12 protein-coding genes and 1 riboswitch are annotated in these 10,851 nt (G+C 38.6%); of the genes, 8 read left to right on the top strand and 4 right to left on the bottom strand.

All coding sequences use genetic code 11. The annotated features are described in order from the left end of the window. Window positions 1–401: lipoprotein insertase outer membrane protein LolB (locus BHECKSOX2_RS08140; protein WP_139683222.1), on the bottom strand; the 401-nt coding region annotated here is incomplete at its 3' end. 69 nt (window positions 402–470) lie between these two features. On the opposite strand from BHECKSOX2_RS08140, the gene hemA reads away from it, so the two are divergent. Continuing rightward, window positions 471–1,730: a glutamyl-tRNA reductase gene (hemA, locus tag BHECKSOX2_RS08135; RefSeq protein ID WP_139683173.1), complete on the top strand. Its 1,260-nt coding sequence runs from the start codon at window positions 471–473 to the stop codon at window positions 1,728–1,730. Beyond that, window positions 1,727–2,815: a peptide chain release factor 1 gene (prfA, locus tag BHECKSOX2_RS08130; RefSeq protein ID WP_139683172.1), complete on the top strand. Its 1,089-nt coding sequence runs from the start codon at window positions 1,727–1,729 to the stop codon at window positions 2,813–2,815. The genes hemA and prfA overlap by 4 nt, the downstream gene beginning before the upstream one ends. 16 nt (window positions 2,816–2,831) lie before the next feature. Here the strand turns inward: prfA and BHECKSOX2_RS08125 are convergent, their stop codons facing one another. Continuing rightward, the gene (locus BHECKSOX2_RS08125) at window positions 2,832–3,623 is read right to left on the bottom strand and encodes a metal ABC transporter permease (RefSeq protein WP_090716648.1); all 792 of its coding nucleotides are present in this window, start codon (window positions 3,621–3,623) and stop codon (window positions 2,832–2,834) included. A 19-nt stretch (window positions 3,624–3,642) separates the two neighbouring features. Next, on the bottom strand, window positions 3,643–4,050 hold the full coding sequence (fur, locus tag BHECKSOX2_RS08120) for a ferric iron uptake transcriptional regulator (protein ID WP_090716646.1): 408 nt from the start codon (window positions 4,048–4,050) through the stop codon (window positions 3,643–3,645). A 52-nt stretch (window positions 4,051–4,102) separates the two neighbouring features. Between fur and bamE the strand changes: the two genes are divergently transcribed. The 6 genes from bamE to BHECKSOX2_RS08090 all read left to right on the top strand — a co-directional run bounded on the left by bamE (window position 4,103) and on the right by BHECKSOX2_RS08090 (window position 10,073). Then, the gene (gene bamE / locus BHECKSOX2_RS08115) at window positions 4,103–4,681 is read left to right on the top strand and encodes an outer membrane protein assembly factor BamE domain-containing protein (protein ID WP_139683171.1); all 579 of its coding nucleotides are present in this window, start codon (window positions 4,103–4,105) and stop codon (window positions 4,679–4,681) included. 32 nt (window positions 4,682–4,713) lie between these two features. Continuing rightward, on the top strand, window positions 4,714–5,316 hold the full coding sequence (ccmA, locus tag BHECKSOX2_RS08110; RefSeq protein ID WP_090716641.1) for a cytochrome c biogenesis heme-transporting ATPase CcmA: 603 nt from the start codon (window positions 4,714–4,716) through the stop codon (window positions 5,314–5,316). Window positions 5,317–5,318: 2 nt separating this feature from the next. Continuing rightward, window positions 5,319–5,984: a heme exporter protein CcmB gene (ccmB, locus tag BHECKSOX2_RS08105; RefSeq protein WP_090716638.1), complete on the top strand. Its 666-nt coding sequence runs from the start codon at window positions 5,319–5,321 to the stop codon at window positions 5,982–5,984. 189 nt (window positions 5,985–6,173) lie between these two features. Next, entirely contained in the window at window positions 6,174–7,289 is a 1,116-nt protein-coding gene (gene metK, locus BHECKSOX2_RS08100) for a methionine adenosyltransferase (RefSeq protein ID WP_139683170.1), read from the top strand. 9 nt (window positions 7,290–7,298) lie between these two features. Further along, a riboswitch (S-adenosyl-L-homocysteine riboswitch) is annotated at window positions 7,299–7,371 on the top strand. A gap of 20 nt (window positions 7,372–7,391) precedes the next feature. After that, window positions 7,392–8,762 carry an adenosylhomocysteinase gene (gene ahcY / locus BHECKSOX2_RS08095; RefSeq protein WP_139683169.1) on the top strand — a complete coding sequence of 457 codons (1,371 nt, stop codon included), beginning with the start codon at window positions 7,392–7,394 and terminating at the stop codon, window positions 8,760–8,762. Between the two features lie 96 nt (window positions 8,763–8,858). Beyond that, on the top strand, window positions 8,859–10,073 hold the full coding sequence (locus tag BHECKSOX2_RS08090; protein WP_139683168.1) for an IS3 family transposase: 1,215 nt from the start codon (window positions 8,859–8,861) through the stop codon (window positions 10,071–10,073). Between the two features lie 328 nt (window positions 10,074–10,401). On the opposite strand, the gene BHECKSOX2_RS08085 is transcribed toward BHECKSOX2_RS08090, so the two are convergent. Next, window positions 10,402–10,851, bottom strand: a 450-nt coding sequence (locus tag BHECKSOX2_RS08085; RefSeq protein WP_139682054.1) for a transposase, incomplete at its 5' end; no start/stop codon positions are given.

The following is a 10,851-nucleotide window of genomic DNA, read 5'->3' as shown; positions in this document are numbered from 1 at the left end:
CTCGTGCTAATCTGCCAACCTTGTCTCTTGTTGTTATTACCTTTAAAAACAATATCCTCTAAAGCCTCTACTGGAAAATACCAACCCAACTCAAGCTTCATCCACTGCTCTAAGGTTAATAAAGTGGGTTTGTCATCAATAAACAAGCCTTGTTCGGTTTGCTTTATTTGTCTTTGCCCAAACCCAAGCGAGCCACTAAATGTTAATTGATAATACCCGCCTTGTTGGCTAAATTCAAAGCCGACTATGTCGGTTTTTTTATTGCGCATGACACTGAGGCGCCCTTCTATCGTCCATGCACTTGGAATATTGTTTGAATAAACCAACTCTTTGGAGTGCTCTGGTATTGTTGAACAAGCGGATAAAAAGCCAAATAGCAACAATAATACAAGTGTTTTCATGGCTGCGTATTGTAACGCTAAACAACGCTCTTATGGTATAATTGAGCGTTTATTTCTCTAATTTTTTTCGTGCCTAAAATTGCCATTTTAAGTGTTAACCATCAACTTGCGCCTGTTGCAGTGCGTGAGAAAGTTGCGTTTTCAGCCAATGAATTACCCAATGCTTTGAGGCAACTCAACAGCACGCAAGGTATTGAGGCTTGCGTCATTCTATCAACTTGCAATCGCTCTGAAATTTATAGTATTGTTGATAGCAACAATGCACAACAAATACTGAGTGATTATCTTGCCACCACGCACAATGTTGCCAGAGAGAAATTAGACCCTTATTTGGTTTATTTTGAAGGCGACGATGCACTCAAGCATATCTGTCGCGTAGCAACTGGACTGGATTCTTTGGTATTGGGAGAGCCACAAATCTTAGGGCAACTTAAAGATGCTTACCATACTGCCAAAGAAGCAGACACACTAAACAAGTTATTAGAAAAACTTTTTCAACACGCTTTTTCAACGGCCAAAAAGGTTCGAACTGATACAGGAATCGGTTCATCTGCTGTTTCAGTTGCTTATTGTGCAGTCAAACTCAGTGAAAAGATCTTTGCCGACTTATCGCAGCAAACAGTGCTGCTCATTGGTGCGGGTGAGATGATTGAGTTGTGCGCTCAGCACCTTAATCAAAAAGGCATAAAAAAAATGATTGTTGCTAATAGAACAGTTGAAAATGCCAAGAAAATTGCCGATTTATACGATGCCCAATCCATCAGTTTGAAGCAATTCTCATCAGTGGTATACGAAGCAGATATTATTATTTCTTCTACTGCTGCTAGTGTACCAATCATCGGCAAAGGCTTGATTGAAAGCGCACTCAAACTGCGTAAACACAAACCAATGTTTATGCTGGATATCGCTATTCCTAGAGATATTGAGCCAGAAGTCGCACAACTCGATGATGTGTTTTTATACACAGTCGATGACTTGCAACAAGTGGTAGATAATAATATTAACAATCGCAATAAAGAAAAAACACTGGCTGAAGAAATTATTATCAGTGAAAACAAAAAATTCACACATTGGGTGGCAGCATTACCTAACGAAGAAGTCATTCAAGCTTATAAGAAAAACGCCTATCAAATTAAAAAGTCAGCCGTTGAAATGGCCCTTAAAAAGCTTAAAAATGGTGGTGATGCGCAGACAATTATCGCCCAATTAGGCGACCAACTGACCAATAAATTATTGCACACACCCTTTAGCAATATCAAACAAAAAAATGCGAAGCAACTCAATCATTGTGCGTTTTGCATCCCTAAAAACAAAGCGAAAAAATCATGAACGCTTCACTCATAGCCAAACTTGAACAACTCTCAATGCGACTTGAAGAAGTTGGTGCCATGCTAAGCGACCCAGATGTTGCTTCAAACCAAAATAAATTTCGTGAATTGTCTATTGAACATGCACAACTCACGCCTGCGGTCGAACAATTCTGTGAGTATTTAAATGCACAAGAAGATGTTGAAGCCGCTAAAGCCATGTTGTTGGAAGATGATGATGAAATGCGTGCTATGGCAAAAGAAGAAATTGCCTCGGGTAAGGATAAATTAGAACAACTTGAATTAGACCTCAAAAAAGCATTGCTACCTAAAGACCCAAATGATTCACGCAATATTATTATTGAAGTCCGTGCAGGCACAGGTGGCGATGAAGCGTCGCTCTTCTCAGGTGATTTATTCAAAATGTATTCACGCTATGTTGAAAAACAAAAATGGCAAATAGAAATCATGAGCTCTAATGCAGGTGAGCACGGTGGTTTTAAAGAAATTATCGCGCGTATTAGCGGTGTTGATGTATATTCAAAACTCAAATTTGAATCCGGTGCGCACCGTGTACAACGCGTACCGGAAACTGAATCCCAAGGTCGCGTGCATACTTCTGCTTGCACCGTGGCAATTATGCCAGAAGTAGAAAATATCGAAGAAATTAATATCAATATGAACGATGTGCGTGTTGATACCTTTAGAGCCTCTGGCGCTGGCGGTCAACATGTCAATAAAACCGATTCTGCTGTGCGTGTCACACATATCCCCACCAATACGGTGGTGGAGTGCCAAGACGGTCGCTCACAACACAAAAACAAAGCACAGGCAATGTCAGTATTGGCATCACGCATCTTAGATGCACAGCAGCAAGCACAGCAAAAAGAGCAAGCCTCAACTCGCAAACAATTAGTCGGCAGTGGCGACCGCTCACAACGCATCCGCACTTATAACTATCCACAAGGTCGTATTACCGACCATCGCATTAACTTAACGCTTTACAAATTAACAGAAGTCATGGAAGGCGATTTAGAATCGGTGATTGAGCCACTTATTGTTGAACAACAGACCAATCAACTAAGCGAACTCAATGATGCCCTTTAAAGTATTAATCTGTTAGTCAAGCCAAGGTTTTATTTGTGAACAACTGAGAAAGCCCAAACAAAACACCAAGTGCGATAACAATCGCTGGACCCGTTGCCACATCATAGTATATTGAGCTATTTAGCCCAATGACAACAGCAACTATTGAAACGACAATAGACAAAAATACCATTTGGACTGGACTACCAGCAAACACTCTAGCAACAGCTGGGGGAATAATAAGTAACGAAGTGATAAGCAATACACCAACAATTTGCACTGAAACTGATACGGTAAGCGCAATCATCAACATAAACAATAATTGATATGCAAAACGATTAAGCCCACTTGCCACACCTAATTCCTCGTTGAGCGTTAGTAATAACAAGCGCTGCCAAAAGATACTAAGCAAAATACCAACCAAGATAAGAATAGTATAAATCCAAATAATATCTTGATTGCTGATAGACAAAATATCACCAAATAACAATGAGAAATAATCAGTATTTGTGCCACCCACTAGTGCCAAAACCACAATACCCAGCGACAAGGCAATGTGTGAAAAAATACCCAAGATAGCATCATTAGATAAAAAATCTTTTTGCTGTAAGGCAACAATCAAAGTGGCAAATAGCACACCAACAACAATCAATCCAATATGAATATCCAAACCACTTACCAAACCTAATGACACACCGAGTAGTGCTGAATGAGAAATGGATTCGGAAAAGTAACTCATTCGCCTCCAAATAACAAAACAGCCTAAAGAGCCTGCAATAATTGAAATACCAATGGCCGCTAAAAGCGCTCTAAAAATAAAATCTTCCATTAGCTTATTAAACCACTTGCTATTGACAATCCTTACACAGTCCATATAAATACAGGCAATGGTCGGTAAGTTGGTAGCCGTACTTTTTAGCAACATCGTGTTGGTGTTTTTCAATAGCTTCGTTTGTAAACTCGTCAATCTTGCCACACTTGACGCACACCAAGTGGTCATGATGTTCAACATTAGACAACTCAAATACACTTTGTCCGTTGTCAAAATTAAGCTTATTAACCATCCCAGACTCTTCAAACTGAGTTAACACACGGTAGATTGTTGCCACGCCGACCTCTTCATTTTGCATAATTAGTGCACGATAAATATCCTCGGCACTCATATGGTGATTTTCGCTGGTTTCTAAAATTTCTAAAATTTTAAGCCTTGGTAATGTAACTTTAAGCCCTGCACTTTTTAAATCTTGTGCGTCCATTACGCCCTCCTTAAGGTAAAATTAATGATTACACAATTATTTTAACCAAAAAATGATCAAATTAATTCTAATTACACTTTTATCTCTATTTTTAAACGCTTGTTCTTTTTCAAACTACATACCTAGCATACCAACACTATCATTAATAACACCTTATAAGGCTGATATTAATCAAGGCTCAGTGTTAAGTCGCCTTAGCATTAACCAATTAAAAATTGGGATGTCAAAAAAACAAGTACAAGAAATCATTGGAGCACCCAGTGTCATTGACCCATTCCATAATAATCAATGGGATTACATCAATCATTCAACTATGGGCTCTGGCGAAGTTATTCGCTATCGCTTAACTCTGAAGTTTGAAGGACTAAAATTAGTCAATATCAATACTGATGGCATTAGCTCCTTACCAAAACTAACCGACAAGCAAAAAATGCTACAAAATGCTCGTATTGCTGAAAAAAAAGCTAAAATATTAGAAGAAGAGCGTATTGCTAAGGAGGAAGCCAAAACCAAGGAGTTGGAAGAAAAAGCCAGAATATTAGAAGAAAAGCGTATTGCTGAAGAAAAAGCCAAACACATTGCGCAAGAAAAAATCAAAGCTAAGGAATTGGAAGAAAAAAACAAGCCTTAGTATAAATTCTGATAAATAACCAACACCACACTGTGTCAGTGCTTACATTTAACAATTTAAGCTGTCAAAAAGGTTACAACCTTTTATTTGACGACTTGTCATTAGTGATTAATTCAGGTGATATTTTGCGTATTACTGGCACCAATGGCAGTGGCAAAACTTCACTGTTAAAAATTTTGGCTGGACTTAATGCACAAGAACAGGGTGCAATTCACTTGGACGATCACCCTGTCAAATCAGAAGAATATCAAAATGCAGTTTTTTATTTAGGTCATTTGAGCGCGCTTAGTGCTGAACTTAGTTGCCTTGAAAATCTTAAATATTTAAACGCACTTAATCAACCAACTGATGAACAAAAATTAATTGATGCACTTAATAAAATCGGTTTACAAGGCTATGAAGAAGAATACTGTGGTAGACTCTCAGCAGGGCAAAAACGCCGTGTGATTTTGGCAGGGTTGTTTGTATCTAACGCTAAAGTTTGGCTACTAGATGAGCCATTTACCGCACTTGACCCTCAAGGTGTTGAAATCATTGAGCGGTGCATTGGCGAACACTGTAAGCAAGGTGGGCTGTGCTTATTCACCACACATCAAGACTCAGCGCTAAAAAATCAAAAGGTATTAGCGTTATAACAATGAATATCTACTTGCAAACACTTAAACGCGACTTAAATGTGGCAATTCGTAACCCATCAAGTGTGCTTAATCCTTTATTATTTTTCGTGATTTCTGTATCACTATTCCCATTAGCCATTAGCCCAGAAGCCACAACACTCTCACAAATTGCTGCTGGTATTATTTGGGTAGCTAGTATGTTAGCTGTGTTATTGTCTCTAAATTCATTGTTTCATCATGACTTTGAGAATGGTGTGCTTGAGCAAATGCTTATCTCTCACCATTCACTACCCTTGCTCATTCTATCCAAAATCACCGCTCATTGGCTACTGACTGGTATTCCTATCATTTTATTATCACCCTTGCTTGGCTTGTTTTTGTTCTTAGACAACGAAGGGGTTAAAATCTTAATGCTCACCCTGCTACTCGCCACACCAAGCCTTAGTCTAATTGGTGCCATTGGCGCCTCACTCATTGTCGGTATTAAAAACTCAGGAATGTTGTTGTCCTTGTTAATATTACCTTTGTATATCCCAATTCTTATCTTCGCTTCCTCTGCGGTTTCTCAAGTATCTGTTGGCTTAGACATTAGTGCTCAGTTGTACTTCTTAGCTACAATCTTAGTAGTAAGCCTGATGCTTGCGCCGTTTATTAGCGCACTGTCTCTAAAAATAAGTTTAGAATAATTAATCACCTCTGTTATAATCTCCACACACGCTGATTTATCCCAATTGCTAGCGTTTGTTACCCGTAAAGGCAAACTAAAACAAGCTAAAGTAGGATTTCTTCTGAAAACCTCACTTTGTGGGTTTTTTAATGAGAATTTTTAATAATTATTGATTGTTATTAAAGATTTTCAAATAGGAGAACAAAAAATGATTTTCACTTCCGAGTCCGTTTCTGCTGGACACCCTGATAAAGTTTGCGACCAAATATCTGATGCAATATTAGACAATATTTTAGCGCAAGATAAAAATGCCCGTGTGGCTTGCGAAACTTTGGTTAAAGATAACAATGTTATATTGGCAGGCGAGATTACCACTACTGCTAGCGTTGATTACGACAAGATTGTACGCGAAACCATCAATAATATTGGCTACACCAAAGAAGAATACGGTTTTACTGGTGACAATTGCAAAATCACCAACTTACTTGGTGAGCAGTCACCAGAGATTGCAATGGGTGTCGATACATCCAAAGACCATGAACAAGGCGCAGGTGACCAAGGCTTAATGTTTGGTTACGCCTGCAATGAGACCGATGTTTTAATGCCAGCACCGATTACTTACGCACATCGTTTGGTTAAGCAACAAGCAGATTTAATGCTAAGCGGACAATTGTCATGGTTGCGCCCTGATGCAAAATCACAAGTTTCTTGTATTTACAAAGACGCTCAAGTGGTTGGCGTTGATGCGGTGGTTTTATCCACACAGCATGATGGAGGTATTTCTCAAGCAGAACTTAAAGAAGCAGTGATGGAAGAGATTATAAAACCTATCTTACCCGCACAGTGGTTAAGTGATAAAACACAATACCACATCAACCCAACAGGTGCCTTTGAAATTGGTGGCCCAGTTGGTGATGCAGGACTAACGGGTCGTAAAATTATTGTGGACACTTACGGTGGCATGGCAAGACATGGTGGTGGTGCATTTTCAGGCAAGGACCCATCAAAAGTAGACAGAAGTGCCGCCTATGCAACGCGTTATGTAGCAAAAAATATTGTGGCTACTGGTCTAGCAGACAAATGCGAAATTCAAGTCTCTTATGCAATTGGTGTAGCAGAGCCAACTTCAATCAGTATTGAAACCTTTGGCACGGCAAAAGTACCCATGGTGGAAATTGAAAAATTTGTCAATGAAAATTTTGATTTACGCCCTAAAGGTTTAATCACAATGTTAGATTTAAAACGCCCTATTTATCAGCAAACGGCTGCTTACGGACATTTTGGTCGCACAGAAGATGACATTACTTGGGAAAAAATCAAGTAAAATATGCAACATACCAAAGGGCGTTGCATTGAAAAATATTTTTCAATCAGGCTTGGCAAAATCAAAACGACGCTTATTTTTTAACCTTTTAGGACAATAATAATGAGTAACAATACCCTTAATAATAACGACTACAAAGTTGCTGATATAGCTTTGGCTAATTTTGGTCGTAAAGAAATTGAACTGGCAGAAGTTGAGATGCCTGCATTAATGGCACTTCGCGCTAAATACAGCACAACACAGCCTTTAAAAGATGCAAGAATTTTGGGCTGTATTCATATGACCATTCAGACCGCTGTACTAATGGAGACCTTGGTTGATTTGGGTGCGCAGGTTCGCTGGTCAAGTTGTAATATTTTCTCAACGCAAGACCATGCGGCAGCGGCAATGGTAACTGCTAATATCCCTACTTTCGCTTGGAAAGGCGAAACTGAAGAAGAATTCTTGTGGTGCATCGAACAAACCATCCTTGCTGATGGCAAGCCTTGGAACGCCAATATGGTGTTGGATGATGGCGGTGACTTAACACAAATGTTGCACGAAAAATACCCAGCAATGTTAAAAGATATTCATGGTATTAGTGAAGAAACCACAACAGGTGTTCATCGTTTATTAGAAATGCTGGAAGAAGGCTCACTTAAAGTGCCTGCTATTAATGTGAATGATTCTGTTACCAAATCAAAAAATGACAACAAATATGGCTGTCGCCATTCACTTAACGATGCGATTAAGCGTGGCACAGATATGCTAATGGCAGGTAAAAAAGCCTTAGTGATTGGTTATGGTGATGTTGGCAAAGGCTCAGCGCAATCTCTTCGTCAAGAAGGTATGATTGTGAAAGTTAGTGAAATTGACCCAATTTGCGCGATGCAGGCCTGTATGGATGGTTTCGAAATTGTTTCTCCTTATAAAAAAGGTGAAAATACTGGTGAAACTAAGGATATTAATAAACGATTATTAGCCACAACAGACTTAATCGTTACCACAACAGGCAACCTTAATGTATGCGATAGCGCAATGTTGCAAATGCTTAAACAAGGTGCAGTGGTTTGCAATATCGGGCACTTTGACAATGAAATTGACACACAATATATGCGCGACAACTGGACTTGGGATGAGGTTAAACCGCAAGTTCATCGTGTGTTCAAAAGTGACAATAAAAATGATTATTTAATTTTATTATCTGAAGGTCGCTTGGTAAATCTCGGTAATGCCACAGGTCACCCAAGTCGCATTATGGACGGTTCGTTTGCTAATCAAGTATTGGCGCAAATATATTTATATGGAAAATCCTTTGCCAATACAGGTGGTGAGATTTATGTAAAAGTCTTACCTAAAAAACTCGATGAAGAAGTTGCCAGTGATATGGTAGCTGGCTTTGGTGGCGTGATAACCAAACTCACCGACAAACAAGCTGATTACATCAACACGCCAAAAAATGGTCCATTTAAGTCAGAATCTTATAAATATTAAAGATCGGCGAATATAAAACCCCAACAATTTCAGACAACAATTTAAACTTTCTTATTTCGAACGAGTTAAACTAAACAAAAAAATCGGAGTAAAAAAATGAGTAAAAAACGAACAAAATATACCTCAGCATTCAAGACTAAATTAGTACTTGAATTACTACAAAATGAAAGCGCCATAGTGCAGATTGCCAGCAAGCATAATATTTTGCCTCAGAATCTACAAAATTGGAAGAAGACTTTCCTTGCTAACGCAGAGATTGCCATGGAGCCATCCAAGGCAGTCAAAGAATACAAAGACGAACTTATCAAAGCACAGATGCGAAATGAGCGTTTAACTACACTAGTAGGCAAGGTAACCGTAGAGAAGGAGTGGTTAGCAAAAAAGCTAAAAAGCTTGGGCTCATCTAACCGCAAACAGTTAGTTGATCTCAAGCCTTCCCTATTGCACGCCTCATATTCTTTGTCAGTTAATCATCAATGTCAATTGTTAGGTGTTAACAGAAGTGGGATTTATTACAAGCCAAAAGTAAATAACACCAAACAATCTATCAAAAACCACATCACCAAGGTGTTTGAAAAAATACCCATCTATGGTGAGAAAAAAATCCATCAACAATTACTTGAAGACGGCTACAAGGTGAGTTTACACACCGTAGCACGCTATCGGCAAGAATTAGGTTTAAAGGCAGTATTAGCAGTTAAACAAGTTAATACAACTATACCAATCAAAGCACACAAGAAATACAGTTACAAGCTACGAGGGCTTAATATCAGTCATTCTAACCATGTATGGAGCACCGACATTACCTATGTCAAGATTGCAGGGGGTATGGTCTATATGGCAGCTATTATTGATTGGCATTCAAAAGCTGTTCTATCACACAGGATATCCAATACCATGGATTCTCAATTGGTAATGGGTGTACTTAATGACGCTTTAGAGAAACACCTACACCCACACCCACACCCACACCCACACCCACACCCAGAGATATTTAACACTGATCAAGGTAGTCAATATACCAGTGAGATACACACTAAACGATTAAAAGATTTAGGTATTACAATATCTATGGATGGTAAAGGTAGGGCTACAGATAATATCTGTATTGAGCGTTTCTGGAGGAGCGCAAAATGCGAAAGAATTTATTTAAATGAATATCAATCCATTAGTGATTTAATCACTGATATGGATGATTATATTGAGTTTTACAATCATCAAAGATTCCATGAAACATTGAAATATAAAAAACCAATGGATGTGTATCAAGAAAGTATAAAATTTAATCAGGAAAAGAAGAAGGTCTCTTAAGATGTTCTATATAAGAAATTTTAAAAAGTTGTCAGGGGTTTTGGGGTAATGTAAATTGCACCTAAAATCGCAATAAAAATAGGATAGGTAAACAAAGTCAATCTCTCCAACCCAGCAGAAATAGTTTCAAGACCTTTTAAATCCAATAAAGACGCCAAAAAATAACCGATAAAGCCCAGCCCAACAATACTAAATAGGGTTGTTTGAGCAAGTACCTTAGATTGGTCTTTTTTCCAAAAAATATAACTCAGTATGCCAAGTTAAATAGTCGCCCCTTAAAAACTCACTCCAAACAAACCAAAACCACCCATTTTTCCAACCATCCAAATCAACAAAACTGCTTTTTATCCAGCACCACAAAAAACCTTAGGTATTTTACAAAAAATAAGCCCAGTTTTTGCCAAAACAAAAAAATAGTGGCTATCACCAGCCATTTTCTCAAATTCCAAGCACAGGCAGCCATTAAAACATTAATCTCATCACCAACTTGCCCTTTGAGTAGGTTTCTAGAGAGTCTAAAATCTGATTTAAGATGTCCGATAATCGGCTCAATCGCTGCGCGTCTTTTACACAGTTTGCGCTTTTTGTCTTGTTGATAACGATTGTCTCGCTTAAGGGCTTTTTTAGGCAAAATGATGTTTGCACCGAGCACTACCTTTGCACCAACATAGCCTCGGTCGCATACCGCTTGTTTGATGGGTTTGTTTCTGTTGCTATTAGCATGGCTTATGGCAACATTTAAGGTTTTTGAGTCGTGAATATTTTTATCATGACTGGC

It is taken from the genome of thiotrophic endosymbiont of Bathymodiolus puteoserpentis (Logatchev), from assembly GCF_900127505.1.
Lineage (GTDB): Bacteria > Pseudomonadota > Gammaproteobacteria > PS1 > Pseudothioglobaceae > Thiodubiliella.
The sequence above is the reverse complement of the archived record's forward strand: the minus strand, read 5'-3'. Positions and strand labels throughout refer to the sequence as shown.